22 protein-coding genes are annotated in these 26153 nt (G+C 70.5%); 9 read left to right on the top strand and 13 right to left on the bottom strand.

Annotated elements, in window-relative coordinates; genetic code table 11:
• Positions 1 to 2: 2 nt before the first annotated feature.
• From ACFPQ9_RS04350 to ACFPQ9_RS04330, 5 genes are all read right to left on the bottom strand, one after another.
• Positions 3 to 1709, bottom strand: a complete 1707-nt coding sequence (locus ACFPQ9_RS04350; RefSeq protein WP_380846733.1) for an AfsR/SARP family transcriptional regulator — start codon at positions 1707 to 1709, stop codon at positions 3 to 5.
• Positions 1706 to 2515 (bottom strand): serine protease family protein, encoded by an 810-nt coding sequence (locus tag ACFPQ9_RS04345; RefSeq protein WP_380846730.1) that lies wholly within the window; start codon positions 2513 to 2515, stop codon positions 1706 to 1708. The genes ACFPQ9_RS04350 and ACFPQ9_RS04345 overlap by 4 nt, the downstream gene beginning before the upstream one ends.
• Positions 2512 to 2823 (bottom strand): CU044_2847 family protein, encoded by a 312-nt coding sequence (locus ACFPQ9_RS04340; RefSeq protein ID WP_380846727.1) that lies wholly within the window; start codon positions 2821 to 2823, stop codon positions 2512 to 2514. The genes ACFPQ9_RS04345 and ACFPQ9_RS04340 overlap by 4 nt, the downstream gene beginning before the upstream one ends.
• Positions 2824 to 2927: 104 nt before the next feature.
• Entirely contained in the window at positions 2928 to 4754 is a 1827-nt protein-coding gene (locus tag ACFPQ9_RS04335; protein ID WP_380846724.1) for an AMP-dependent synthetase/ligase, read from the bottom strand.
• A gap of 332 nt (positions 4755 to 5086) precedes the next feature.
• The gene (locus ACFPQ9_RS04330; RefSeq protein WP_380848405.1) at positions 5087 to 5950 is read right to left on the bottom strand and encodes a LysR substrate-binding domain-containing protein; all 864 of its coding nucleotides are present in this window, start codon (positions 5948 to 5950) and stop codon (positions 5087 to 5089) included.
• Between the two features lie 182 nt (positions 5951 to 6132).
• Here ACFPQ9_RS04330 and ACFPQ9_RS04325 point away from each other — a divergent pair, with 182 nt between their 5' ends.
• Positions 6133 to 7143 (top strand): bile acid:sodium symporter family protein, encoded by a 1011-nt coding sequence (locus tag ACFPQ9_RS04325; protein WP_380846721.1) that lies wholly within the window; start codon positions 6133 to 6135, stop codon positions 7141 to 7143.
• On the opposite strand, the gene ACFPQ9_RS04320 is transcribed toward ACFPQ9_RS04325, so the two are convergent.
• Together ACFPQ9_RS04320 and ACFPQ9_RS04315 are read right to left on the bottom strand one after the other, a co-directional pair.
• A complete protein-coding gene (locus tag ACFPQ9_RS04320) occupies positions 7079 to 8299 on the bottom strand; it encodes a DUF4185 domain-containing protein (protein WP_380848402.1) in 1221 nt (406 codons plus the stop codon). The two genes, ACFPQ9_RS04325 and ACFPQ9_RS04320, sit on opposite strands and share 65 nt — an antisense overlap.
• Before the next feature lie 199 nt (positions 8300 to 8498).
• Entirely contained in the window at positions 8499 to 10382 is a 1884-nt protein-coding gene (locus tag ACFPQ9_RS04315) for an exo-alpha-sialidase (protein WP_380846718.1), read from the bottom strand.
• A gap of 349 nt (positions 10383 to 10731) precedes the next feature.
• Here ACFPQ9_RS04315 and ACFPQ9_RS04310 point away from each other — a divergent pair, with 349 nt between their 5' ends.
• Positions 10732 to 11259, top strand: a complete 528-nt coding sequence (locus ACFPQ9_RS04310; RefSeq protein ID WP_380846715.1) for an isochorismatase family protein — start codon at positions 10732 to 10734, stop codon at positions 11257 to 11259.
• A 116-nt stretch (positions 11260 to 11375) separates the two neighbouring features.
• Here ACFPQ9_RS04310 and fdhD read toward each other — a convergent pair whose 3' ends face one another.
• From fdhD to ACFPQ9_RS04285, 5 genes are read right to left on the bottom strand one after another with little or no spacing between them, the layout of a single operon-like run.
• Positions 11376 to 12224 (bottom strand): formate dehydrogenase accessory sulfurtransferase FdhD, encoded by an 849-nt coding sequence (gene fdhD, locus ACFPQ9_RS04305; protein ID WP_380846712.1) that lies wholly within the window; start codon positions 12222 to 12224, stop codon positions 11376 to 11378.
• Between the two features lie 7 nt (positions 12225 to 12231).
• Positions 12232 to 13092, bottom strand: a complete 861-nt coding sequence (locus tag ACFPQ9_RS04300; RefSeq protein WP_380846709.1) for a 2Fe-2S iron-sulfur cluster-binding protein — start codon at positions 13090 to 13092, stop codon at positions 12232 to 12234.
• Positions 13089 to 14906 (bottom strand): NADH-ubiquinone oxidoreductase-F iron-sulfur binding region domain-containing protein, encoded by a 1818-nt coding sequence (locus tag ACFPQ9_RS04295; protein WP_380846706.1) that lies wholly within the window; start codon positions 14904 to 14906, stop codon positions 13089 to 13091. The genes ACFPQ9_RS04300 and ACFPQ9_RS04295 overlap by 4 nt, the downstream gene beginning before the upstream one ends.
• Positions 14907 to 14911: 5 nt before the next feature.
• Positions 14912 to 16831, bottom strand: coding sequence for a molybdopterin oxidoreductase family protein (locus tag ACFPQ9_RS04290; protein ID WP_380846703.1), 1920 nt, complete (start codon positions 16829 to 16831; stop codon positions 14912 to 14914).
• Positions 16828 to 17799 carry a 2-dehydropantoate 2-reductase gene (locus tag ACFPQ9_RS04285; RefSeq protein WP_380846700.1) on the bottom strand — a complete coding sequence of 324 codons (972 nt, stop codon included), beginning with the start codon at positions 17797 to 17799 and terminating at the stop codon, positions 16828 to 16830. Before ACFPQ9_RS04285 ends, ACFPQ9_RS04290 begins: the two co-directional genes overlap by 4 nt.
• 281 nt (positions 17800 to 18080) lie before the next feature.
• Here ACFPQ9_RS04285 and ACFPQ9_RS04280 point away from each other — a divergent pair, with 281 nt between their 5' ends.
• The 4 genes from ACFPQ9_RS04280 (at position 18081) to ACFPQ9_RS04265 (ending at position 21463) form a co-directional block, all read left to right on the top strand.
• On the top strand, positions 18081 to 19442 hold the full coding sequence (locus ACFPQ9_RS04280) for an OFA family MFS transporter (RefSeq protein WP_380846697.1): 1362 nt from the start codon (positions 18081 to 18083) through the stop codon (positions 19440 to 19442).
• Positions 19423 to 19557 (top strand): MFS transporter small subunit, encoded by a 135-nt coding sequence (locus ACFPQ9_RS04275; protein ID WP_271666792.1) that lies wholly within the window; start codon positions 19423 to 19425, stop codon positions 19555 to 19557. Before ACFPQ9_RS04280 ends, ACFPQ9_RS04275 begins: the two co-directional genes overlap by 20 nt.
• 149 nt (positions 19558 to 19706) lie before the next feature.
• Positions 19707 to 20645 (top strand): beta-ketoacyl-ACP synthase III, encoded by a 939-nt coding sequence (locus ACFPQ9_RS04270; RefSeq protein ID WP_380846692.1) that lies wholly within the window; start codon positions 19707 to 19709, stop codon positions 20643 to 20645.
• A gap of 140 nt (positions 20646 to 20785) precedes the next feature.
• Positions 20786 to 21463 carry a GntR family transcriptional regulator gene (locus ACFPQ9_RS04265; protein ID WP_380846689.1) on the top strand — a complete coding sequence of 226 codons (678 nt, stop codon included), beginning with the start codon at positions 20786 to 20788 and terminating at the stop codon, positions 21461 to 21463.
• A 66-nt stretch (positions 21464 to 21529) separates the two neighbouring features.
• Here ACFPQ9_RS04265 and ACFPQ9_RS04260 read toward each other — a convergent pair whose 3' ends face one another.
• The gene (locus tag ACFPQ9_RS04260; RefSeq protein WP_380846686.1) at positions 21530 to 22036 is read right to left on the bottom strand and encodes a DUF4231 domain-containing protein; all 507 of its coding nucleotides are present in this window, start codon (positions 22034 to 22036) and stop codon (positions 21530 to 21532) included.
• A 236-nt stretch (positions 22037 to 22272) separates the two neighbouring features.
• Between ACFPQ9_RS04260 and ACFPQ9_RS04255 the strand changes: the two genes are divergently transcribed.
• From ACFPQ9_RS04255 to ACFPQ9_RS04245, 3 genes are all read left to right on the top strand, one after another.
• The gene (locus ACFPQ9_RS04255; RefSeq protein ID WP_380848399.1) at positions 22273 to 23454 is read left to right on the top strand and encodes an ROK family protein; all 1182 of its coding nucleotides are present in this window, start codon (positions 22273 to 22275) and stop codon (positions 23452 to 23454) included.
• A 161-nt stretch (positions 23455 to 23615) separates the two neighbouring features.
• Positions 23616 to 25136 (top strand): sugar ABC transporter ATP-binding protein, encoded by a 1521-nt coding sequence (locus ACFPQ9_RS04250; RefSeq protein WP_380846683.1) that lies wholly within the window; start codon positions 23616 to 23618, stop codon positions 25134 to 25136.
• The gene (locus ACFPQ9_RS04245; protein WP_380846680.1) at positions 25133 to 26152 is read left to right on the top strand and encodes an ABC transporter permease; all 1020 of its coding nucleotides are present in this window, start codon (positions 25133 to 25135) and stop codon (positions 26150 to 26152) included. The genes ACFPQ9_RS04250 and ACFPQ9_RS04245 overlap by 4 nt, the downstream gene beginning before the upstream one ends.
• The last annotated feature ends 1 nt before the right edge of the window (position 26153 follow it).

Genomic DNA, 26153 nt, shown 5'->3' with positions numbered 1-26153 from the left:
GGTCACGGCGTCTCCTCCTCATGGATACGGCGTTCCAGCTCCCGCAACGACGCGCTCGGCGCCGCCCCGAGCGCGTCCGCGAGAACGCGTCGCGCGTCGGCGTACTCGTCCGGTGCCTCGGTCGACGCCGCCTCGCGGTCCAGGGCGGCCAGGAGCAGCTCCTGCAAGCGCTGGCTCTGCGGATTCTCGGCGACGTGGTCGGCCAGTTCGGTGATCAGCGCTTCATGGTCGCGACCCAGCTCCAGATCAAGCTCCAGACGTGCTTCGAGAAGGTCCACGTGCCATGCCCGCAGCAGTGCTCTCTGTTCCCTGGCGTACCGGCCGGGCAGGCCCGCCAGGGGATCGCCGGTCCACAGCGCCAGCGCCTGGTTCAAGAACTCCCTCGCCTGTTCCCGCCGCCCGGCGCCGCGGCTCTGCTCCACCAGCTCCCGCGCCTCGTGGAGGTCCAGTGACCCGGGCGCGATACGGATCAGATAACCCGAGGGATCCTCGACGAGCACATCAGAACCGAGGTCACGCCGAAGCCGCTCCATGTGGAAAAGCAGCAGCCTCAGCGGTGACACCTGGAAATCGTCACCCCACGCGGCGCGCATCAGGTCGTCCGTGGGGACGACTCGCCCCGCGTTGAGCAACAGCTTGGCCAGCAGCACGCGTTCGCGATCGGAGACGAGGGGCACTGTGGTGCCGCCACGCCGGGCATGGACCGGGCCGAGCAGATGGAAGGCCGTCGGCGTGGGGTCGACGGCGGTGCCGGGCTGCTGTCGCGCCGGAGGCCGGCTCTCGGCGCGGACCCTGGTGGCCACGAGCGCCTCCGCCCGCGCGAGACGCTCGCCGTCTCCCGAATCCAGTGCCACGAGGCCCTCCGCCGCGGCGAGACTCTTCAGCGCGGACACCGTCAGGGGATGACGACGTCCCGCGAGCGCCGCCGCCTTCTGCGCGGCGATGAGCAGCACGTCCACGGCGCGTTCCGAACGTTCGCGGTCACCGGCCGCCGTCGCGGACTCGCACTCGGCGAGGGCCAGCGTCACCAGAGCGGACAGGGACTTCGGATGGTCCCCGCCGAACTCCGCCACCAGGCTGCGGGCGATGTCGCCGAGGTCGTCGAGATGGGCGTCCGCCCTGGCGTGCTCGTCGCGGGCGCGCGCCGTCGCCGTCATCAACGAGGTTACTCGCAGCCGTAGTTCGAGAAGTGCTTCGGGGTGGTCGTCCACGGGGGCCAGGCGGAGGAACTGTGCGGCCCGGTCGGCGGACCTGGCGGCGGCCTCGGCGTCGCCGAGCGCGAGTTCGACCGTCGCGAGATTGACGAAGGTGATCGTGACATCCGTGAAGTCGGTGTGGGACCGCCGCCAGCCCAGTTCGGCCGCCGCGGACGACACCCTTTTGGCGGCGGGCAGTTGACCGTGCTCCGCGAGCGCCACGGCGATCAAGTTGAGGGACGCACGCTGGGCCCGGCCGTCGGTCCCCTTCGCCGTCAGACGGGACACGCACCGCCGCAGCAACGACTGTGCGGGCTCCGTTTCTCCGAGGCCGTCCAGGAGACCCATGAGACGTGCCACGGCCTGGCCCGGATCCGAGTGCGCCAGTAACCCGGGGTCCCCGCACAGGCGTTGCACCGCACCCTTGAGCCGGTCGCGCGCATCCGCGTCGCCGGACCGTGCCCGCTCGGCCAGGGAGAGCGCGGTGACCCACGCCTCGGGCTCCGCCGTCATGCGTCGCCTCCGCCCAACTCCTGTTCGATGAGCCGCTTGACGGCTTCGGCCTGCGCCTCCGCGGCGCACGCCGGGCTGATCAGCCCGCGCTTGAGCCAGTCGTCGACCGTGAGCAGCAGTTCCTCGATGCCGGAGAACCGTGTCTGCGCGGGCGGCCGGCGCTGTTCCGACCGGGGCGGCCTGACCACGTCGATGAGGTGCTCGACGGCGAACTGCTCGAAGCGGCCCATCGCCTCCCAGATGGTGGCGGCGATGAGGACGTTCGCGGCCCGCGTGGAATCGGCGCGGTCCGGAGTCTGCTCGATGAGGATGCCCAGCATCGCCGGCGTGTCGGCGGAGTCGGCGGTGTCGTCCGGAACGCCCTCGACGGGGCCGCCCGAGTAGCCGGAGTAGTCGCCCAGGTGCTGGTCCACGGTCAGTTGCAGGGCCTCGATGGTGGCGCCACCGACGCACGGGTGGTCGGTCAGACCGCTCACGATGCCGCTGAGATGGACGTCGGTCGAGGTCGGACGGTAGGGGCCGCGCCATCGGCCGCCGAACCGGGCGCGGTCGGCCACCAGCTTCGGCAGCCTCACCTGCTGGCCTTCGGAGATCGCGACGAGCGCCAGGTCGGCCTTCGCGTCCCGGCAGCGGACCCGGCCCGTGACACGCTCGCCACCGCAGAGTTCGATGTCGACGTGGTCCTCGAGGGCCAGCCCGGGCAGACAGTGCAACGCGGTGAGCACGAACGCGCGGTTGAGCAGGAAACCGCCGCCGAGCCGCCGCCCGGCCCGGTGGAGGTCGACCCAGTACTCCGATGCCGTCACGGTGTCTCCGGCGTGCGCTCCACGGTGAGCGTGACCTCGAACGAGGCCTCGGCCGACGCCTTGGACAGAATGACACCCGCCTCGGCCGCCAGGGTCAGCCCGAAGGTGACGTCCAGACTCCGGACCTGCCAGCCGGCGCGCTCCGGCACCTGGTCGAGGGACCGCTGCGCGATGGCGGACGCCTGGACGATGGCGTCCTCGATCTCGGCGGCCCGCTCGCCGAGCGCGGCGGTCGTGCGGGACCGGCTCGCGATCTGCCGGTTCCCCGTGGCGTCGAGCGTCACTGTCTCGACCCTGATGTCTGCCATGACCGTCGTCCCCCGTGCACAGGGCGCCAGCGGCGCCGGTGACCGATCTCAACTCAAGCGTATCCGGGCAGAGTTGGTGCGAGCGAGTGCCACCGGGGCGCCGCTCACGCCTGGTACAGCGCCTCCACCTCGCCCGAGTACGCGTTCTCGATCGCCTTGCGCTTCAGCTTCAGCGACGGGGTGAGCAGTCCGTGCTCCTCGGTGAAGGGCTGCGCGAGGATGCGGAAGGTACGGATCGACTCGGCCTGCGAGACCAGGGTGTTGGCGGCCACGACCGCGCGCCGTACCTCGGTCTCCAGGTCGGGGTCGCGCACCAGCTGGGCCGCGGTCATCTGGGGCTTGTCGCGCATCATCAGCCAGTGCTCCACGGCCTCCTGGTCGAGCGTGACCAGGGCCGCGATGTACGGGCGGTCGTTGCCGACGACTATGCACTGGGAGACCAGCGGGTGGTCGCGGACGCGTTCCTCCAGCAGGCCCGGCGAGACGCTCTTGCCGCCGGAGGTCACCAGGATCTCCTTCTTGCGGCCGGTGATGGTGAGATAGCCGTCCTCGTCGAGGGAACCCAGGTCACCGGTGGCGAGCCAGCCGTCGTGCAGGGACTCGTCGGTGGCCTTGGGGTTGTTGAGGTAGCCCTGGAAGACGTTGCCGCCGTTCAGCCAGATCTCGCCGTCGTCCGCGATGTGCACGGTCATGCCCGGGATGGGCTGCCCGACGGTGCCGTAGCGGGTGCGCTCGGGCGGGTTGGCGGTCGCCGCCGCCGTGGACTCGGTGAGGCCGTAGCCCTCGTAGATGTGCACGCCCGCGCCCGCGAAGAACAGCCCCAGCCGCCGGTCCATCGCCGAGCCGCCGGACATCGCGTGCCGGATACGGCCGCCCATCGCCGCCCGCATCTTGGAGTAGACGAGCTTGTCGAAGAGCTGGTGCTGCATGCGCAGCCCCGCCGAGGGGCCGGGCCCGATGCCCCACGCCTTGGCCTCCACGGCGTCCGCGTACTTCACGGCGACCTCGACGGCCTTCTCGAAGGGCCCGGACCTGCCCTCCTTCTCGGCCTTGCGGCGGGCGGCGTTGAAAACCTTCTCGAAGATGTACGGCACGGCCAGGAAGAACGTTGGCCTGAACGCGGCGAGGTCCGGCAGCAGCGCGGCGGCGTTCATCTGCGGCTGGTGCCCGAAGCGGACCCGGCCGCGGATCGCGGCGACCTGCACCATCCGGCCGAAGACATGCGCGAGCGGCAGGAACAGCAGGGTCGCCGCCTCGTCGCCCTTCTTCGAGTGGAACACCGGCTCCCAGCGCTCGATGACGGTGTCCGCCTCGTACATGAAGTTGCCGTGCGAGATCACACAGCCCTTGGGGCGGCCCGTCGTGCCCGAGGTGTAGATGATCGTCGCGACCGAGTCCGGTGTGACCGCCTGCCGGTGGCGGTGGACGACGTCGTCGTCGAGGTGCGCCCCTGCGTCGTACAGCTCCTGCACGGCGCCCGCGTCCAGCTGCCACAGCTGGTGCAGCCGCGGCAGCCGGTCGATGACGGTCGCGATCGTCATCGCGTGGTCCTCGTGCTCCACGATCGCCGCCGAGCACTCGGCGTCGTACAGCATCCAGAAGCACTGCTCGGCCGAGGAGGTGGGATAGATCGGCACCACCTGCGCGCCGATCGTCCACAGCGCGAAGTCGAAGAGCGTCCACTCGTAGCGCGTGCGGGACATGATCGCGACGCGGTCGCCGAACCGGATGCCCCGGGCCAGCAGTCCCTTGGCCAGCGCCAGGACCTCGTCACGGAACTCGGCGGCGGTGACGTCCCGCCACTGGTCGTCCTCGTCCTTGCGGCCCAGGACGACATACAACGGATCCTCCTGGGCATGCTGGAAGACGACGTCGGCCAGGCCGCCCACCGGCGGTGCCAACGCCAACGGAGGGTTGGTGAACTCGCGCAAACCCCGCTCCCCGCTCCGAATGCCTCGGCTGAAAAGCTCCGCTCAGCGCCGTGAAAGCTACCCCACCCGCCGTGAGGGCGGGAGAGGGGCGAAAGTCGAGCGGTGCTCTGGTACGCACAGGTCAGCGCAGGAAAATGCGCTCACATGGGGAAGGGTCGGACAGAAAACTGACGGTTGAGTAAGCTTCGGGCCCGTAATCTCCACGGAATCTGTACGACCCAATTACCGGGTACGGACCCTGTTGATCATGTCATCCCCTGCGTGCGGGCGTCTCGCGCGTCAGTGTCTTCTCTGTCAGCGTACGACGGGCTCCACCTGTCACTCCTCGGCCGTCAGCGGCGGTGCAGCCGGTCGCCGCCCGCCAGGATCGCCGCCGCCAGCGCCTCCGCCGCGCCCTGCGCCGCCGTACGCCGCCTGCCGTGCACCAGCACGAAATCGACTCGTCCCAGCTCCGGCAGCCCGGATCGCTCGGGCATCCGCACCAGCCCCGGCGGAATCAGCCCCCGCGAGTGCGCCATCACCCCGAGCCCGGCCCGCGCCGCCGCGATCAGCCCGTTGAGGCTGCCGCTGGTGCACACGATCCGCCAGTCCCGCCCCGCCCGCTGCAGCGCCTCCAGGGCCAGTGCCCGGGTGATCCCCGGCGGCGGGTAGACGATCAGCGGTACCGGGCGATCCGGCTCCAGACGGAGCCTCTCCGTGCCGATCCACACCAGCCGGTCGTGCCAGACCAGCTCCCCCCGCGGTTCCTCGGGGCGCCGCTTGGCCAGCACCAGGTCCAGTTTCCCGGCGGCCAGCTGCTCGTGCAGGGTGCCCGAGAGCTCGACCGTCAGCTCCAGATCGACCTCGGGGTGCTCGTACCGGAAGCCCTCCAGGATCTCCGGCAGCCGGGTCAGGACGAAGTCCTCGGACGCGCCGAACCGCAGTCGGCCGCGCAGCCGCGTGCCGGTGAAGAAGGACGCCGCCTGCTCGTGCACCTCCAGGATCCGGCGGGCGAACCCGAGCATCGCCTCGCCGTCCTCGGTCAGCTCCACCGAGTGGGTGTCCCGGGTGAACAGCGGCCGCCCGGTGGCGTCCTCCAGCCGCCGGACGTGCTGGCTCACGGTCGACTGGCGCAGCCCCAGCCGCCGGGCGGCCTGGGTGAAGCTCAGCGTCTGGGCCACCGCGAGGAACGTACGAAGATGGGAGGGGTCGTACACACCCGTCAGGCTACCCGTCGTCATCGCGGAACGTGATGACAGTCAGAGTGGTATGCGGGATTCCCGATCGCTGGTCGCCGGAGGACGATGGGGAGGGCACGTCCGTGCCCGGAACCGGAAGTTCAGCGACGCTGACAGCGAAGTAGTGGAGCACAGTGAAACGCCTGCGATGGCCGCGTTGGATGCCGATCGACCCGTACATCCTGCTGTTGCTGGGGACCGTGGGCCTCGCCGCCCTGTTCCCGGCGCGTGGGACGGCCTCCGATGTGGCATCCGGTGCCTCCACGGCCGCGATCGCCTTCCTCTTCTTCCTCTACGGCGCCCGGCTGTCCACCCGTGAGGCGCTGGACGGGCTGAAGCACTGGCGGCTCCATGCCACCGTCCTGGCCTGCACCTTCCTCGTCTTCCCGCTGCTCGGCCTGGCCGCCCGCGGGTTCGTCCCCGTGCTCCTGACGGAGCCGCTGTACCAGGGCCTGCTCTTCCTCACCCTCGTCCCGTCGACCATCCAGTCGTCGATCGCCTTCACCTCGATGGCCCGCGGCAATGTGCCCGCGGCGATCTGCGCCGGCTCCTTCTCCTCACTCGTCGGCATCGTCGTCACCCCGCTGCTCGCGGCGGCCGTGCTCGGCAGCGGCGCCGGCTTCTCGGCCGACTCACTGGTCGAGATCGTGCTGCAACTGCTGGTGCCGTTCGCCGCCGGGCAGCTGCTGCGCCGCTGGATCGGCGGCTTCGTCGCCCGGCACAAGAAGATCCTCGGGCTCGTGGACCGGGGCTCGATCCTGCTGGTCGTCTACACCGCGTTCAGCGAGGGCATGGTCCAGGGCATCTGGCACCAGGTCAGCCCGCCGCGGCTCGGCGGCCTGCTCGCCGTCGAGGCGCTGCTGCTGGCCGTGATGCTCGCCCTGACCTGGTACGGCGCGAAGGCCCTGCGCTTCGACCGGGCGGACCGCGTCGCGATCCAGTTCGCCGGTTCGAAGAAGTCGCTGGCCGCCGGGCTGCCCATGGCGAGCGTCCTGTTCGGCGCGCACGCCGCGCTGGCGGTGCTTCCGCTGATGCTCTTCCACCAGATGCAGCTGATGGTGTGCGCGGTCATCGCCAAGCGCCGCGCCCGTGACGTCCAGGAGACGATCACCGTGTCGGTGCCGCCCGCAGCGTCACGAACCGCGGTCGGTACAGGGACACGTTCCGGTTGAGCTGCGCCGCGGCGCCACCGGTGTCCAGCCAGTTGACGTCGTAGCTCAGCACCAGGCGCCCGCCGTCGCTCAGCTCCGGGTGCACCTGCGGGTTGTAGGCGGCGACCTGGCCGCCCGGCGGCAGCGCGGGGCTGAAGTCCTTCGTCGGCCCGTGCCACGGGCCGACGGGGGAGCAGGCCCAGTACGACGTCACACTCGTCAGCCCCTCGGTGCCGGCCGCCATGGTGAACAGCACGTACGTCCCGCCGACCCGCGCCACCGAGAACGCGCTCCCCACCCCGGTGCGCTGCCCGTCCCCCAGCACCGGCCGGAACCGCGGCCCCGCCTTCGTCCACGCGGAGCCGTCCCAGTACCGCCAGGCCCCCGGCTCGCCGAGCCGCCCCTTCGGCACCCGCGCGACATAGGCGTGTGAGACCGGACGGGAGGCCGCCTGACCGTCGTCGCCGCCGAAGACGTACGTCCATTCGTCCTCCTCGACCAGGGTCGTCCCGAACAGCACACGCCGCTGCGGATCGGGCACCAGCTGCTGGTCGAGGACCTTCACGACCGACTCCACTCGCAGATCGGGCAGCGAGAGCGTGGCCACCTCGGTCGCGGTCGGCACCCCGAAGATCCACGGCGACGGCCCGGCCGTGCGCACCCACAGCAGCACCCGCAGCACCTGCTCCGACGAGCCGGGGGAGCGGGGCTCGACGCGCGCCGCGACCGGCCAGCGCCACTGGTTCGGGGCCGGGTCGGGGAACAGCGGCGCGGGGAGCGTGCGCTGAAGACGTCCGTCGCGCATGACGACCGCCGAGTTGCGCACCAGGGGAGCGGACGCCTCCCGCCAGGTGAAGGACTCGCCGAACGGGTTGGGCGGCGCGTGCACCTGACCGAGGTAGGTGTCCGAGAACAGCCACAGCACCCGGCCGTCCGGCAGCCGCACCGAGTGGGTGCCGTCGCCGCCGGTCCAGTCGTCGGTGCGGGACGGGTCGTCGCCGTAGCGGGCGAACTCGGCGGTCAGGTCCTCGTGCGCCGACCAGGACGCCACCGAGTGCGGTGCGCACGCGCCACCGCCCTCCCGTTCGCCGTCGTCCGGGAGGGCGGTGAGCAGCACGGCCGCGAGAACCAGGGCCAGCAGGAGTCCGAGGCCGGTTCCCGTGCGCTGCCGTGCCAGGGGGTGTTGTGCAAGTCCAGCACGCCGCCCGCGGCGCCCGGCACGCACCCTCGCCGCACCGGCCAAAGGCCCAAGTAGCTCCGCTACGAGGGCCCTCGTCCGGCACGCCGAGGGCACGCACCGAACACCGCGGGCACCGCACCGGACTTGCACAACACCCCCTGGTACGTCGTCGGGCACGCCCGGGACGTTAGTGGCCTCAGCCCACTTGGTCCATGGGCAGCCACAGGACGGTGTCGCGGGTGTTCACCTTCTTGCGGGTGGTGGACCGCGCCGCCGCCGCGTCGAGCTCCTCCTCGCCGAGCGCCCGATTCCACACCCGCACGTCGTCGAGCGTGCCGGTGAGGAAGGCCCGGCTGTCCATGCGCTGGCCGATGTGCACCCCGAACGGCGAGTTACGGCTGACCGAACCGGGCACGTCCGTGGTGCTGATGGCCCTGCCGTCGAGGAACAGCGTCAGCCGTCCGCCGCCGCGCCGCAGGGCGAGATGGTGCCACGCGCCGTCGTTGGCGGCACCGCCCGCCCACACCGACGAGGTGTGCACGGTCCCGAACCCCTCCCGCGTGGTGATCAGGGCACGCACCCGGGCGTTGTCGGGCTCGCCGCGCAGCCAGATCTGGGGCTGGGTGCTGCCGATCCCACCCATCCAGAAGAACGGCTGCTCGCCGCTCTTCGCGGAATAGCGGAAGAACAGCGACACCGTGAACTCACCGGTACCGAGCGGAAGTTGGGAGCGATACGGAAGGCGTACGGCGTCGTCGTGGCCGTCGAACTCCAGGGCGCCGCCGAGCACGCCGTCCGTCTTCGCGGGGCCGCCCAGGACGGTGGCGCGGGGTGCGCCGATGGCGAGGTCGGGGGTGGTGGGATCGGGGCCGCGGCGGGGCCCGAGCCAGTCCTCGTTGAACCGGGCGAAACGGATCTCGTCCCGTGCGTCGACGGCACCGCCCTCGTACAGCAGACCCACCGTGGACGTGTCGATGTCCACCATGTCGGAGTACCCGGACCAGTCCGTGGTGACGACCTTGCCGCGGTCCACGCTCTCCCAGGTCTCTCCGCTGTCGTAGGAGCTGCGGATCATCATGGTCCGCCGGCGGTCCGGGTCGCCCGGTGCGGACAGCAGTATCCGGTTGCCCAACCGCAGAGTGGCGCCCTGGACCTGGGGCGCGTACAGGTCCGGCTGGTCGCGGAACGGCCCGGTGAAGCTGTCGCCGCCGTCGCTGCTGTACGTCTGCGAGCGGTGCCCGAGGTCGGTGCCGTCCTGCTCGCGGCCGCTGATGAGGATCGTGCCGTCGCTGCGCTCGGTGAGGGTCACCTCGGAGGGCTTCTGGCGGAAGGTGCCGTCGGTGGCGGAGATGGGCCAGGAGTCGGTGGCGCCGACCCGCCAGTTGTCGCCGCCGTCGTCGCTGACGATGAGGGCCGCGTGGTTGTCGGTGACCCGACTTCCGTTCCAGGTCTCGGTGTTGACACCGAAGACGAGCCTGCCCGCGTATGCGCCCTTGGTGAGCTGGATGCCGTGCACGGGGCCGGTGGCGTACCAGGAGTTCCAGTTCGCGGGCAGTATCTGGGGGCTCAGATCGCGCGGCTCGGACCAGGTTCGGCCGTCGTCGTCGCTGTACTGCAGATGGGGCGTGCGATCGCAGGGGACCGAGCAACTGCCGCTGTCCGTACGTCCCGTGTTGTACGTCTCGGCCAGCAGGATGCGCCCGGTCTCCTGGTCCACGATCGGCGCCGGGTTGCCGTGGGTGTCGCCGTTGCCCTCGTTGACGACCTGGAGCGGGCCCCAGGTGCGCCCGCCGTCGGTGGACCGTTTGAGCACGAGGTCGATGTCGGCGGCGTCCCCGCAGTTGAGCACCCGCCCCTCGGCGAACGCCAGCAGCGTGCCGTCCTTGCTCTTCACGATCGCGGGAATGCGGAAGCAGGCGTACCCGGGATCCTGGGACGCCTTGAACAGCACCTGCTGCTCGAACGAGGGGGCCGTCTTGGCGGGTTGGGACTCCGCGGGACCTAACGTCGCGGCCGTCGCCGAGGTGGCGACGGCCGCGACGAGGGCAGCTCTTAGACGTGCGCGAACTCTTGAAGGCATGGTGCGGCCCGCCCTTCATCGTCTGGTCATGCGTCCAGGCATCTGAACATTCGGACATCCCACGTCCAAAGTGCGCATCACAGACGTTAGTTGGGCTATCACACACATCACAAGAACCGTGCACGTGTCATGTCACGGATGGAGTACCGCTTTCCCTCGGTTGACCTCGACCCGGCAAGAAGGTCATATGCCCGAATCGTCCCACCATCCGAACTGTATGCCACAAGTCGCACGCCGACCGTGAGCGCCACGACGGCACCGCTCGGCGTGTCGCCGCCGGTCCGGCGATTCAGGGCCCCGTCGATCCGGATTTCCCGTACCCAGAGCTGACGGCGGATAACGTTCCGTCATGACCGCACCCCTGGAGCTCCGGCCCGCACAGACCGCCCTCGTGCTGGTCGACCTGATGGACCGCATCGTCGCACTGCCCCTGGAGCCCCGAAAAGGCACCGAAGTCCTCGCCGTGTCCGAGGAGTTGGCGGCCTCCTTCCGGGCCGCGGGAGCGACCGTCGTCCTGATCCGCGTGGAACGCACCGGCGTCGCCGAGCAGCCGCCCGGCAGCGGCCTGGCGGCGGGCCTGCGGCAGGAGGGCGACATCGAGATCGTGAAGCGGACGATCGGCGGCTTCCAGGACACGGGCCTGCACGACCGCCTCCGCGAACGGGGCATCCGCACGCTGGTCTTCGGCGGCATCACCACCAACCTCGGCGTCGAGTCCACCGCCCGCGCCGCCGCCGACCTGCGCTACGACCTCGTCTTCGTCGAGGACGCGATGACGGCGTTCACGGCACCCGAGCACGAGGCGTCGGTACGGCTGGACTTCCCGCGGCTGGGCACGGTCGTACGGGCCGCGGACGTGTCCTTCACGGCCGGCTGATCAGCCGGCCGGGCCTGGAGCAGTACCGGGCCATGGGAAACAGCGGGGCCCCACTAACGGCGCAGGGGGCGCTCCCCGCCGGTTCGGGGCCCCGCCGCCGTGTCGCGGGGAGCCGGTCAGGCCTGGGCGGCCGCGGTCCGCAGGGCGAGCCGGTGTTCGCCCGCGTACACGTTCATGGAGCTGCCCCGCAGAAAGCCCACCAGGGTCAGCCCGCTCTCCGCGGCCAGATCCACGGCCAGCGAGGACGGCGCCGAGACCGCGGCGAGCACCGGAATCCCGGCCATCACCGCCTTCTGCGCCAGCTCGAAGCTGGCCCGCCCCGAGACCAGCAGGATCGTCCGGGACAGCGGCAGGTCGTCGTTCTGCAGGGCACGGCCGACCAGTTTGTCGACCGCGTTGTGCCGGCCCACGTCCTCCCGTATGTCCAGCAGCTCACCGTCCTCGGTGAACAGGGCCGCCGCGTGCAGGCCCCCGGTCCGGTCGAAGACCCGCTGGGCCGCGCGCAGCCGGTCGGGGAGGCTCGCGAGCAGGTCGGGATCGACCCGGACCGGGGGAGTGTCGGCTATCGGCCAGCGGGCCGTCGTGCGGACGGCGTCCAGGGACGCCTTGCCGCACAGCCCGCAGGACGACGTCGTGTACACGTTCCGTTCGAGGGTGATGTCGGGGACGGTCACGTCCGGCGCGGTCCGCACATCCACCACGTTGTACGTGTTCGAGCCGTCCACCGTCGCGCCGGCGCAGTAGACGATGTTCTGCAGGTCCGAGCCCTCGGCCAGCACGCCCTCGCTCACCAGGAAACCGGCCGCCAGCGCGAAGTCGTCGCCGGGGGTGCGCATGGTGATCGCCAGCGGTTTGCCGTTCAGGCGGATCTCCAGCGGTTCCTCGGCCACGAGGGTGTCCGGGCGGCTGGAGACCGCCCCGTCCCGGATCCGGATGACCTTGCGTCGTTCCGTGACTCGTCCCATGTGTCTCTCAGTCCCGGTTCTGTACGTGCTGGTAGCCGAAACGGCCCTTGATGCAGAGGTTGCCGTGGGTCACCGGGTTGTCGTGCGGCGAGGTGACCTTCACGATCTCATTGTCCTGCACGTGGAGCGTGAGGTTGCAGCCCACACCGCAATAGGCGCACACGGTGGTCGTCTCGGTCTGCTTCGTCTCGTCCCACGTACCCGCCGCCCGCATGTCGAACTCCGACTTGAACGACAGGGCACCCGTGGGGCACACCTCGATGCAGTTTCCGCAGTACACGCACGCCGAATCGGTCAGCGGGGCGTCGTGCTCCACCGCGATGCGGGCGTCGAACCCGCGCCCGGCGACCGAGATCGCGAAGCTGTTCTGCCACTGGTCGCCGCACGCGTCCACGCACTTGTAACAGAGGATGCACTTGTCGTAGTCCCGCACATACAGATCGTTGTCGACCTTCGGCTCCTCGTTCAGCCGGGCCGCGTCCGGGCCGAAGCGGTCCGGCTTGGCCTCGTACTCCTTGATCCACTCGGCCACCCGCGGGGTTGTCGACATATCGACCGAGGAGGCGAGCAGCTCCAGGACGATCTTGCGGCTGTGCCGGGCGCGCTCCGTGTCGGTTCTGACCTCCATGCCGGGCTCGGCCTTGCGGGAGCACGCCGGGACGAGGGTGCGCGAGCCCTCGACCTCGACCACACAGACCCGGCAGGCGTTCTTCGGCCGGAGCGTGTCCCCTTCGCACAGCGTGGGGACGTCCTTCCCGGCGGCGCGGCAGGCGTCGAGGATGGTCGACCCCTCGGGGGTGCGCACCGGCTCCCCGTCGATGGTGAACTCCAGCAGCCGGCGCGGAATCCCCAGCGGTGTCACGGTCATTCGTACGCCCCCAGTCGGTCGATGGCGGATTCCACGGCGTTCCACGCGGTCTGTCCCAGACCGCAGATGGAGGCGTCCCGCATGGCACGGCCGACCTCCCTGAGCAGGGCGATGTCATCGGCGGCCGCCGCGCCCGTGCGTTCGGCGATCCGGTGCAGCGCCTCCTCCTGCCGGACCGTGCCGACCCGGCAGGGCACGCACTGCCCGCACGACTCGTCGCGGAAGAACTCGGCGATGCGCAGCAGCAGCCGGGGCAGCGGGACGGTGTCGTCGAACGCCATGACGACACCCGAGCCGAGCGTCGTGCCGGCCTCCCGCGTGCCCTCGAAGGTGAGCGGGATCCCGGTCTCGTCCGGCCGTACGAAACCACCCGCGGCCCCGCCCAGCAGAACCGCCCGCAGGCCCTCCCGCACCCCGGCCAGCTCAAGCAGCTCGCCGAGCGTCGCGCCGAACGGCAGCTCGTAGATCCCGGGCCGCGCCACGCTCCCGGACACACAGAACAACTTCGGCCCGGTGGACCTTTCGGTGCCGATCGCCGCGTACGCCGGGGCTCCCATGGTCAGGATCGGCAGGACGTTGACCAGCGTCTCGACGTTGTTCTCCACCGTCGGCTTGCCGAACAGGCCCTTCTCCACCGGGAACGGCGGCTTCGAGCGGGGCTCCCCCCGGTAGCCCTCGATGGAGTTGAACAGCGCCGTCTCCTCGCCGCAGATGTACGCCCCGGCGCCCCGCCGGATCTCGATGTCGAAGGCGTATCCCTGGCCGAGGACGTCGTCACCGAGGAAGCCACGCGCGCGTGCCTGCGCGATGGCGTGTTCCATGCGGGCGAGGGCGCGCGGGTACTCGCCGCGCAGATAGAGGTAGCCCTTGTGGGCGCCGGTCGCGTACGCCGCGATCGTCATCGACTCCACCAGCGCGTACGGGTCGCCCTCCATGAGCACGCGGTCCTTGAAGGTGCCCGGCTCCGATTCGTCGGCGTTGCAGACGAGGTAGTGCGGATGGTCGGGCTGCGACGCCGTGGCCTGCCATTTGCGGCCGGTGGGGAAGGCGGCGCCGCCGCGCCCGACCAGGCCGGAGTCGGTGACCTCGCGGATGACTCCGGCGGGACCGAGCTCGAAGGCCCGGCGAAGGGCGGTGTAGCCGCCGTGGGCGCGGTAGTCGTCGAGAGACGAAGGGTCCACGACACCTATGCGGCGGAGCAGGGTCAGGGATGGATCCCCCGCTTGTGGTACGGCCATCGCGGCGGCCGGCTCCTCCGGTGCCGAGTCCGGGGCGCTCGCGGCGAGGGCGGCGTCGTGCACGGTCGCCGGCGCCGACACCGCCGTACGCACCGGATCGCCGGCCTTGATCGCGAGGGCGGCGGGAGCGCGTTCGCACAGGCCCAGGCAGGGGCTGCGCTCCACGTGGACGCCGGGGCCGAGGCTCGCCTCGACGCCCGCGCACAGGTCGGCCGCGCCGGCCGCCGCGCACGCGAGGTCCGTGCACACATGGAGCACGGTCGCGGGACGCGGCTTGACCGAGAACATGGCGTAGAACGTGGCGACGCCGTACGCCTCCGCAGGCGGCACCGTCAGCCGCCGGCACAGGTAGTCGAGGGCGCCCTCGCTGATCCAGCCGATCCGGTCGTTGATCGCGTGCAGCCCCGGCAACAGCAGGTCGCGGCGGTCCCGGGCCTCGCGTCCGCCGCGCGCCCAGCGCAGATCGGCGTCGGAGCGGTCGGCGCCCTCCCAGGAGGACTCCGGCGGGCCCAACAGGGCGTCGACGGCCGCCCGTTCGTCATCCGTCGGTTTGCTGTCACCGAAGTGCAGGTCCACTTATGTCACCTCACGATGGTTGCGACGGGGAGCTTCTCGATCCGGATCGCCGACGCCTTGAACTCCGCCGTCCCCGCGATCGGGCAGTTCGCCTCGATCGTCAGCTGGTTGGTGTCCACCTCGTCGGGAAAGTGCATGGTCATGAAGGCGAGCCCGGGCCGCAGCGCCGTGTCGACCCACACCGGCGCGACGACCGTGCCGCGCCGCGAGGTCACCTGGACCTCCTCGCCGACGACGACCCCGTACCGTTCGGCGTCCTCCGGGCTGAGCTCGACGTACTCGCCGCGCCTGAGCGGGGAGGCGAAACTCCCGCTCTGTACACCGGTGTTGTAGGAGTCCAGCCGTCGCCCCGTGGTGAGCCGGACCGGGTACTCCTCGTCGGTCAGGTCGACCGGCGGATCGTGCTGGACGAGCCCGAACGGCGCCGGCATGCCGCGCTCGGCCGGGTCGCTCTCCCACAGCCGGCCGTGCAGATAGCTCGGTTCGAGCCGGTCGGTGCTCGGGCACGGCCACTGGATGCCCTGGTGTTCCTCCAGGCGGTGGTACGTCATCCCGTAGTGGTCCGGGGAGACCGAGCGCAGCTCGTTCCAGACGGCCTCGGAGTCGGCGTACTTCCACTCGTGGCCGAGGCGTCCCGCCAGCTCGCAGATGATGTCGATGTCCTCGCGCGCCTCGCCGGGCGGGGTGACCGCCCGGCGCACCCGCTGGACCCGGCGCTCGCTGTTGGTGGTGGTGCCGTCGGTCTCGGCCCAGCCGGCGGTCGCCGGGAGGATGACGTCGGCGAGTTCGGCCGTCTTCGTCAGGAAGATGTCCTGGACGACGAGGAAGTCCAGCTGCCGCATGCGCCGTACGGCCTGCTCGCTGTCCGCCTCCGACTGCGCCGGGTTCTCGCCGATGCAGTAGACGGCTTTGAGGTCGCCGTCCTCCATCGCCTCGAACATCTCGGTGAGGTTGAGGCCGTAGTGGGGCTGGATGACGGTGTCCCAGGCCGACTCGAACTTCAGCCGGGTATCCGGGTCCAGGATGTCCTGGAAGCCGGGCAGCCGGTTGGGGATCGCGCCCATGTCGCCGCCGCCCTGCACGTTGTTCTGCCCGCGCAGGGGCTGCAGCCCGCTGCCGAAGCGTCCGACGTGCCCGGTCAGCAGCGACAGGTTGATCAGCGCGCGGACGTTGTCGGTGCCGTTGTGGTGCTCGGTGATGCCGAGGGTCCAGCACAGCTGGGCGCGCTCGGCGCGGGCGTAGGCGTGGGCCAGCTCCTTTATGGCGGCGGCCGGTACGCCCGTCACCTTCTCGGCCAGCGACAGCGTCCAGGGCTCGACGAGTGCCTTGTACTCCTCGAAGCCGCTGGTCGCCCGCTCGATGAACGCCTCGTTCGCCAGGCCCGCGTGGATGATCTCGCGGCCGATCGCGTGCGCCATCGGGATGTCGGTGCCGACGTTGAGCCCCATCCAGCTCTCCGCCCACTCGGCGGTGGAGGTGCGGCGCGGGTCGACGGCGTACATCCGGGCGCCGTTCCTGATGCCCTTGAGCACGTGCTGGAAGAAGATCGGGTGCGCGAAGCGGGCGTTGGAGCCCCACATCACGATGACGTCGGTGTGCTCGATCTCCTCGTAGGAGGAGGTGCCGCCGCCCGAGCCGAACGCCGCCGACAGACCGGCCACGCTGGGCGCGTGACAGGTGCGGTTGCAGGAGTCGACGTTGTTGGTGGCCATGACGACGCGGGCGAACTTCTGCGCCACGTAGTTCATCTCGTTGGTGGCCCGGGCGCAGGAGAACATGCCGAAGGCGCCCCGGTTGCGGGCCAGTCCGGCGGCCGCCCGGTCCAGGGCCTCCTCCCAGGTCGCCGGCCGGAACGGCTCGTCGCGGGAGTCGCGGACGAGCGGGTGGGTCAGCCGGGTGTAGTTCTTCGGTTGCCGTTTCCTCATGCGGCGCTCCTCAGCGCGAGCAGGTCCGAGATGGCGTGCACGGTGCGCAGGGTGGGCACCTCCACGCCGGTGATCTCCGCCAACTCGACGACCGCAGCGAGGAGTACGTCGAGTTCGAGCGGTTTGCCGCGCTCCAGGTCCTGGAGCGTGGAGGTGCGGTGGTCGCCGACCTTCTCGGCGCCCGCGAGGCGGCGTTCTATGGAGATGCCGACCTCGCAGCCGAGGGCCTCGGCGACCGAGAGCGTCTCGGTCATCATGATCTCGATGACCTTGCGGGTGCCGCCGTGCAGACACATCTGCCGCATGGTGGCGCGGGCCAGCGCGCTGATCGGGTTGAAGGAGATGTTGCCGAGCAGCTTGAGCCAGATGTCGTTGCGCAGGTCGGGTTCGACCGGGCACTTCAGACCGCCGGCGATCATGGCCTCGCTGAGGTCCAGACAGCGCTTGGACACGCTGCGGTCGGGCTCGCCGATGGAGAACCGGGTGCCTTCCAGGTGCCGTACGACACCCGGGCCTTCGAGCTCGGTGGCCGCGTAGACCACGCAGCCGATGGCCCGTTCGGGGGCGAGCACCGCACTGACCGTGCCGTCCGGGTCCACGCTCTCGACGCGATGGCCGTCGTGGGGTCCGCCGTGGCGGTGGAAGTACCACCAGGGGATGCCGTTCTGCGCGGCCACGACGGCCGTCGTCTCGTGCAACAGTGGTTCGATCAGCGGCCCGCACGCCGCGTACGAGTTGGCCTTCAGGCCCAGGAAGACGAAGTCGACCGGGCCGATCTCGGCCGGGTCGTCGGTGGCGTGGGCACGGGCGGTGAAGTCACCGCGCGGACTGAGCACGCGCACTCCGTGCTGCCTCATGGCCGCGAGATGCGGTCCACGGGCGATCAGGTGCACGTCGGCACCGGCGCGATGCAGCGCGGCTCCGACGTAGGCGCCGATGGCACCGGCGCCGAGGACTGCAACTTTCACTTCGGAACGCTCCGTTCGGTCGAGGGAGTACCGCGGAGGTGGCTGGGAAGTTCTGAGACCGGCCGGTTGGGGGCCGAATCCTGTCGACGGAATATTGTCTACAGTATGGATAAGGGGTCAGCAAGAGTTCGCGCACGGCCTTCGCCAAGGCTTTGCGCCCGGCCTCGGGCGCAGCCTTCCGGACAGTGTTCGACCGTTCGTCGCGTTCTGCATACCGCTCACCGCATACGGTCGACGCGCCGACTTCTCAACGGACTTGCCCGTCCCTACCGTGCGGGATCATGAGTCCACCGCTCGCGCCCCCGGGATGGAGCCGCTGGCTGGTTCCGCCCGCCGCTCTCTCGGTTCATCTGTCCATCGGCCAGGCCTACGCCTGGAGCGTGTTCAAGCCGCCGCTCGAATCCGCGCTCGGCCTCAGCGGCACCCAGAGCGCCCTGCCCTTCCAGCTCGGCATCGTCATGCTCGGCCTGTCCGCCGCGTTCGGCGGCACGCTGGTCGAACGCAACGGTCCGCGCTGGGCCATGACGGTCGCCCTGATCTGCTTCTCCTCCGGCTTCCTGCTCTCCGCTCTCGGCGCGGCCACCGAGCAGTACTGGCTGATCGTCCTCGGCTACGGTTTCGTCGGCGGCATAGGCCTCGGCATCGGCTACATCTCACCGGTCTCCACCCTGATCAAGTGGTTTCCCGACCGGCCCGGCATGGCCACCGGCATCGCGATCATGGGCTTCGGCGGCGGCGCGCTCATCGCCTCCCCCTGGTCGGCACAGATGCTGGAGTCGTTCGGCAGCGACAGCTCCGGGATCGCCGTGGCGTTCCTGGTGCACGGGCTGTCGTACGCGGTGTTCATGTCGCTGGGTGTCCTCTTGATTCGGGTGCCGAGAACTGACCCAGGGGCGCGGGACGGTGTTGAATCTGCGGCTACCGCCGCGGGGGCGCGACAAGCCCCCACCGGCCCGCAGGTGAGCGCGAAACAGGCGATCCGCACCCCGCAGTTCTGGTGCCTGTGGATCGTGCTCTGCATGAACGTGACCGCGGGCATCGGCATCCTGGAGAAGGCCGCGCCCATGATCACGGACTTCTTCGCGAACACCTCCACCCCGGTGTCGGCGTCGGCCGCGGCCGGCTTCGTCGCCCTGCTGTCCGCCGCCAACATGGCGGGCCGGATCGGCTGGTCCTCGACCTCCGACCTGATCGGGCGCAAGAACGTCTACCGGCTGTATCTGGGCGCGGGCGCGCTGATGTACGGCCTGATCGCGCTGGCCGGCGACTCCTCCAAGCCGCTGTTCATCCTGTGCGCGCTGGTGATCCTGTCCTTCTACGGCGGCGGCTTCGCGACGATCCCCGCCTATCTGAAGGACCTCTTCGGTACCTACCAGGTCGGTGCCATCCATGGGCGGCTGCTCACCGCCTGGTCCACGGCAGGCGTCCTCGGACCGCTGATCGTGAACTGGATCGCCGACCGGCAGGAGGAGGCGGGCAAGGACGGCTCGTCCCTGTACACCCTGTCCCTGTTCATCATGATCGGGCTGCTCGTCGTCGGCTTCGTCGCCAACGAACTCGTCCGGCCCGTCCACCCACGCCATCACGTCCCGGTGCCGGCGCAAGCGGATAAGGAGGCCGCGGATGTCCAGCGACAGCAGTAGCCCTCCGCCCGACCGGCGGGGACTGATCGCCTTCGCCTGGGTCTGGGTGGGCGTGCCGCTCGCCTACGGGCTCTACGAACTCGTACAGAAGGCGACGCAGCTGTTCACCGGGTAGGCGTTCGGGAGTTGTCCGGGCGTCCGAGGATCTGATGGAAGCTGACAATGCGGACGCTCGATTCCTGTGGCATCACGTGCCGCCGTACCCGTGAGTCACTGATCAGACTGGTGAATCCCGCTACCCGAGGTTCGAGGGGATCACCAACGATGAACGGCTCGCGCATCGCCGCAGTCGGCCACTATCAGCCCGCCAGGGTGCTCACCAACGAGGACCTGGCGGGCATGGTCGACACCAGTGACGAGTGGATCACGTCTCGGGTGGGCATCCGTACGCGCCACATCGCCGGACCCGACGAGCCCGTCGACGAGCTCGCCGGCCACGCCGCCGCCAAGGCGCTCGCGGCGGCGGGGCTCACGCCCGGTGACATCGACCTGGTCCTGGTCGCCACCTCCACCGCGATCGACCGGTCCCCGAACATGGCCGCGCGGGTCGCCGCCCGGCTCGGCATCCCGTCGCCCGCCGCGATGGACGTCAACGTCGTCTGTGCCGGTTTCACCCACGCCCTGGCCACCGCCGACCATGCCGTGCGGGCGGGGGCGGCGACGCGGGCGCTGGTGATCGGCGCCGACAAGATGTCCGACGTGACCGACTGGAGCGACCGCACGACCTGTGTGCTGGTCGGGGACGGTGCCGGGGCGGCCGTCGTGGAGGCGTCCGAGGACGCCGGCATCGGGCCGGTGCTGTGGGGCTCGGTGCCCGAGATGGGGCACGCGGTGCGCATCGAGGGGCAGCCCGCGCGGTTCGCGCAGGAGGGGCAGAGCGTCTACCGCTGGGCGACCACGCAGCTGCCGGCCATCGCCCGCCGGGCCTGCGAGCGGGCGGGTCTCGCGCCCGAGGACCTCGCCGGGGTGGTCCTGCACCAGGCCAACCTGCGCATCATCGAACCCCTCGCCGAGAAGCTCGGCGCGGTCAACGCCGTGGTCGCACGCGATGTCTCCGAGTCCGGGAACACCTCGGCGGCGAGCATTCCGCTGGCGCTGTCCAAGCTGGTGGAGCAGGGGCGGATCTCCGGCGGGGACCCGGTGCTGCTGTTCGGATTCGGTGGGAACCTGTCGTACGCCGGACAGGTCGTCCGCTGTCCCTGATGTCTGTGTGATGTGGCCAACTCCTCGCTTCCCTGGCCTTTGTGCGCCGTAGACTGTAGACGAAAGACAATCAGTACTGGCTTTCAGTGACGATCGGCTACGGGATGCAGTCGCCCGGCGTTCGCCCAGGAGGGGAACCGATGTTGTCGACAGGACTGCCGCAGGGTGCGGTGCCCAAGCTCGAACGGCCCGGCCCGCTGCGCGACCGTGTCTACGAGGCACTGCTCGAACTCATCACGACCCGCGCCCTCCAGCCCGGCCAGCATCTGGTCGAGAGTGAACTGGCAGGTCACCTCGGCGTGTCGCGTCAGCCGGTGCGGGAGGCACTGCAGCGGCTGAACACCGAGGGCTGGGTGGATCTGCGGCCCGCGCAGGGCGCGTTCGTGCACGAGCCGACGGAGGAGGAGGCCGACCAGCTCCTCACCGTCCGCACCCTCCTGGAGGCCGAGGCGGCCCGGCTCGCCGCGGCCCATACGGACAGCGCCGGCATCAAGGCCCTGGAGCAGCTGTGCACGGAGGGCGAGAAGGCCGTCGCCGCCGACGACGTGGACGCCGCCGTGGCCCTCAACGCCCGCTTCCACGCGAAGATCATGGAGCTCGCCGGCAACACGGTCCTCGCCGAACTCGCCGCCCAGGTCGACCGCCGCGTCCGCTGGTACTACACCCCGGTCGCCCGCCAGCGCGGCCACCAGTCCTGGATCGAACACCGCGGCATGATCGCCGCGATCACCGCCCGCGACGAACAGCAGGCCACCCAGCTGATGCGCGAACACACGGAGCACACACGGCGCTCGTACCACGCGCGGGGCAACTCCTGACCGAGGCCGAGCTGTCGTAGTCGCCGTGGGACCCGGGCGCGGTGTTCAGGATCGCGCCGGTCACGGTCAAGGCAGCACGTTGGGCCCCGTGGGCTCCGTGCGGGGGCTTGCCAATTGCACCCAAGTGCCCATCTCCCGCTGTTCGATGCGGGTGACGGCGGCCGCGAGTGCCTGGTCGCGGGTCTCGGGGACGGCGTACGGCTCCGCCCCCGTGTAGTAGAGACGGCGTTCCGCCTCGACCGCCTCACGGGCCTCGGTGAAGCGCAGGTAGTCGTCGTGCCAGTGAAAGACCGAGCGCAGACCGGTGATCACCACGACGATGCCGCCCAGGACGGCGGGGATCTCGGCGGTCCCGGACCACAGAACCGCCGAGACCGGGATCGCGGCCGAAACGAGCAGTAGCAGGGTCTCGGAGAGCCGGAAATTGCGGCGCGCTCTGACGGCGGCGCCGTGGTACCAGTCGTACGAGCCGTTCGCCAGGCCCATCGCATAGCCCGGGCCCGGGTCGGCCGAGCCCCCGGACCGGGGCGTCGTCGTCGGCGTCGGTTCGTCGGCCGTGGATCCCTGAGCCATTCGCGCTCCCCCCAAAGCACCTGTTGTGGGCAGGGAAAGCGTAGCCAAACGACGCCCCCATCGTGCCCCGGAGGCTGCCTTTGTCCTGTGAGTGGAGAAAGTTGATGGCAATCTCTGCTCAAGTTCTTCCCACTCCCGGCGCCCACTGCTACGTTCCCCTCGAAAGCAGGTCACGGGATGTGGCCGAAACCCGGCGCGCTCAGGCCGATTGAGGCGGGGAGGGGCTCGTGAGACGTATGACGGCGCGACCCGCTAACGGTCATCAGGCCAAGCTGCTCAGGCTGCTGCGCGACGGCGGGCCCAACTCCCGGGCCCAGCTGGGCGATCAGATCGATCTCTCACGGTCCAAGCTGGCCGTGGAGGTGGACCGTCTGCTGGAGACGGGGCTGGCCGTGGCCGACGGACTCGCCGCCTCCCGCGGTGGCCGCCGGTCGCACAACATCCGGCTCAACCCCGACCTGCGCTTCCTCGGCGTCGACATCGGCGCGACCTCGGTCGACGTGGCCGTCACCAACCCCGAGCTGGAGATCCTCGGCCACCTCAACCAGCCCATGGACGTACGCGAGGGCCCCGTCGCGGTCTTCGAGCAAGTCCTGTCCATGGCAGCGAAGTTGAGGGCCACCGGGCTCGCGGAGGGTTTCGACGGCGCCGGCATCGGCGTCCCGGGACCGGTCCGCTTCCCCGAGGGCGTCCCGGTGGCTCCGCCGATCATGCCGGGCTGGGACGGCTTTCCTGTGCGGGAGGCGCTCAGTCAGGAACTCGGCTGCCCGGTCATGGTCGACAACGACGTGAACCTCATGGCGATGGGGGAACAGCACGCGGGCGTCGCACGCTCCGTGGGCGACTTCCTCTGCGTCAAGATCGGCACCGGCATCGGCTGCGGCATCGTCGCGGGCGGTGACGTCCACCGCGGTGTCACCGGCAGCGCGGGCGACATCGGGCACATCCAGGCCGTGCCCGACGGCCGCCCCTGCGCCTGCGGCAACCGAGGCTGTCTGGAGGCCCACTTCAGCGGGGCGGCCCTCGCCCGGGACGCCGTGGAGGCGGCCCAGCAGGGACTGTCCGAGGAACTCGCCTCGCGGCTTGAGGCGAACGGCACGCTCACCGCCGTCGACGTCGCCGCCGCGGCCGCCGCCGGAGACGCCACCGCACTCGACCTGATCCGCGAGGGCGGCAACCGCGTCGGCCAGGTCATCGCCGGACTCGTCAGCTTCTTCAACCCCGGCCTGGTAGTGATCGGCGGCGGGGTGACCGGCCTGGGCCACAACCTGCTCGCCGCGATCCGCACCCAGGTCTACCGCCAGTCGCTGCCGCTCGCGACCGGCAACCTCCCCATCGTCCTCGGCGAGTTGGGCCCCACCGCCGGAGTCATCGGCGCGGCCCGGCTCATCAGCGACCACCTGTTCTCACCCGCGTAAGCCACTCAGTCCGCACGGCTCACTGAACACCGCACGGCGCACCGAACACCGCACGGCTCACCGAAACAGCACCCCGCACAGCGCTCAGCCCTGCCCTGCCCTTGCCCTGCTCTGCCTCGCCCCGCCCTGAAACCGGCCCGCACGCCCGCCAAGGGGACCTCATGGCACCAGAACCACCGCTGCTCAGCATGAACGGCATCACCAAGTCGTTCCCCGGAGTCCGCGCCCTCGACGGCGTCGACCTCGACGTCCAGGCCGGTGAAGTGCACTGTCTGCTCGGCCAGAACGGCGCAGGCAAGTCCACCCTCATCAAGGTCCTGGCCGGCGCCCACCAGCCCGACACCGGCACCATCCGCTGGCGCGGCGAGGAGGTCACCCTCCGCTCACCGATCGCCGCGATGCGCCTCGGCATCGCCACCATCTACCAGGAACTCGACCTCGTCGAGCACCTGTCGGTCGCCGAGAACGTCCACCTCGGCCATGAACCCACGGCCGCCGGTTTCGTCGTACGCGGAAAGGCCGCACGGGCATCAACTGCCCAGCTTCTCAAGCGACTTGGACATCCCGAGATCGACCCGGGCCGCCTGGTCGGGGAGCTGTCGGCGGCCCAGCAGCAGATCGTCTCCATGGCGCGGGCGCTCTCCCACGACGTACGGCTGATCGTGATGGACGAGCCGTCCGCCGCCCTCGACCCGGACGAGGTCGACAACCTCTTCCGCATCGTCGGCGACCTGACAGCCGCCGGAGTCGCCGTCGTCTACATCTCGCACCGCCTGGAGGAGATCCGCCGGATCGGCGACCGGGTGACCGTGCTGAAGGACGGGCGGGCCGTGGCCGGCGGGCTCCCGGCGAAGTCGACGCCGACGCGTGACGTCGTGGCGATGATGACGGGACGCAACGTCGAGTACGTCTTCCCCGAGCGGCCCGCAGAGGACGCGACCGGCGGCGAGCCGCTGCTGGAGGTCCGCGGGCTCGCCCGGGACGGCGAGTTCGAGTCCCTGGACCTGACCGTGCGGCCCGGGGAGATCGTCGGGCTCGCCGGACTCGTCGGCTCGGGACGCTCGGAGATCCTGGAGACGATCTACGGCGCCCGCAAACCCAGCGCCGGGCAGGTCCTCGTGGCCGGGCGGGCGCTGAAGCCCGGCAGCGTGCGCGCCGCCGTGCGCGCGGGCCTCGGGCTCGCCCCCGAGGAACGCAAGGCACAGGCGCTGCTGATGCTGGAGTCCGTCACCCGCAATGTGTCGGTGTCCTCCATGTCCCGCTTCTCGCGCGGCGGTTGGATCGATCGCGCGGCCGAGCTCGGGGCGGCGCGCGCCGCGACCCGCGAACTGTCGCTACGGCCCGACAACCCGTCGGTGCCCGTGCGCACCCTCTCCGGCGGCAACCAGCAGAAGGCCGTCCTGGCCCGCTGGCTGCTGCGCGGCTGCCGGGTCCTGCTGCTCGACGAACCCACCCGCGGCGTCGACGTCGGCGCGCGGGCCGAACTCTACGCGGTCGTGCGGCGGCTGGCCGACGAAGGCCTCGCCGTGCTGCTGGTCTCCAGCGAGGTGCCCGAGGTGCTGGGCCTCGCCGACCGCGTCCTGGTGCTGCGCGAGGGCCGTGTCGTACACACGGCGCCCGCGCGTGAACTCGACGAACACCGCGTACTCGACCTCGTCATGGAAGGAAGCCCGGCGTCATGACGCAGCACGCCTCCCCGCCGCGGGACAGCACCGGCAAGGTGCAGTCGGCCGACGGACCACCCGCCTGGCGCGGCCTGATGGCCCACGCCGACGTGCGCACGCTCTCCCTGCTCGGCGTCCTCGCCGCGCTGATCGTCATCGGCGGCATCACCAAGCCGGACGAGTTCCTGGACACCCGCAACCTCCAACTCGTCCTCACCCAGGCCTCCGTGATCGGGGTCGTCACCGTCGGCATGACCTTCGTCATCATCTCCGGCGGCATCGACCTGTCCGTCGGCGCGATCGTCGCGCTGGCCTCGGTGTGGGCGACGACGGTGGCGACCCAGGAGTACGGCTTCGCCGGCATCCTCTTCACGGCGGTGATCGTCGGTGTGGGATGCGGCCTGGTCAACGGAATGCTGATCGCGTACGGCGCGATGGTCCCGTTCATCGCCACGCTGGCCATGCTGGCCTCCGCCCGCGGACTGGCCCTCCAGATCACGGACGGCAAGACGCAGATCGTCACGGTGCCGTCGGTACTGGACCTCGGTGAGCGTGACGCGTACGTCCTCGGCATCCCGCCGCTGGTCATGGTGTTCGCGGTCGTGACGATCATCGGCTGGCTGGTCCTGAACCGCACGACCTTCGGACGGCGCTCGGTCGCCGTCGGCGGCAACGCGGAGGCGGCCCGCCTCGCCGGCATCGACGTACGCCGCCAGCGCCTCTACCTCTACCTGCTGTCCGGACTGTGCTGCGGCATCGCCGCCTTCCTGCTGATCATCCTGTCCGGCTCCGGCCAGAACACCAACGGCAACCTCTACGAACTCGACGCCATCGCCGCCGCGATCATCGGCGGCACCCTGCTCACCGGCGGTCGCGGCACCATCGTCGGCTCCGTGCTCGGTGTCCTGATCTTCACCACGATCACCAACATCTTCGCCCTGAACAACCTGCAGAGCGACGTCCAGCAGATCGCCAAGGGCGCGATCATCGTCGCCGCCGTGCTGGTCCAGCGCCGTACCGCGAGCACGACCTGAG

Origin of the sequence: Streptomyces coerulescens (assembly GCF_042657965.1) — a bacterium.
In the GTDB taxonomy this organism is placed as follows: Bacteria; Actinomycetota; Actinomycetes; order Streptomycetales; family Streptomycetaceae; genus Streptomyces; species Streptomyces coerulescens.
This window is presented reverse-complemented; position numbering and strand designations above follow the sequence as displayed.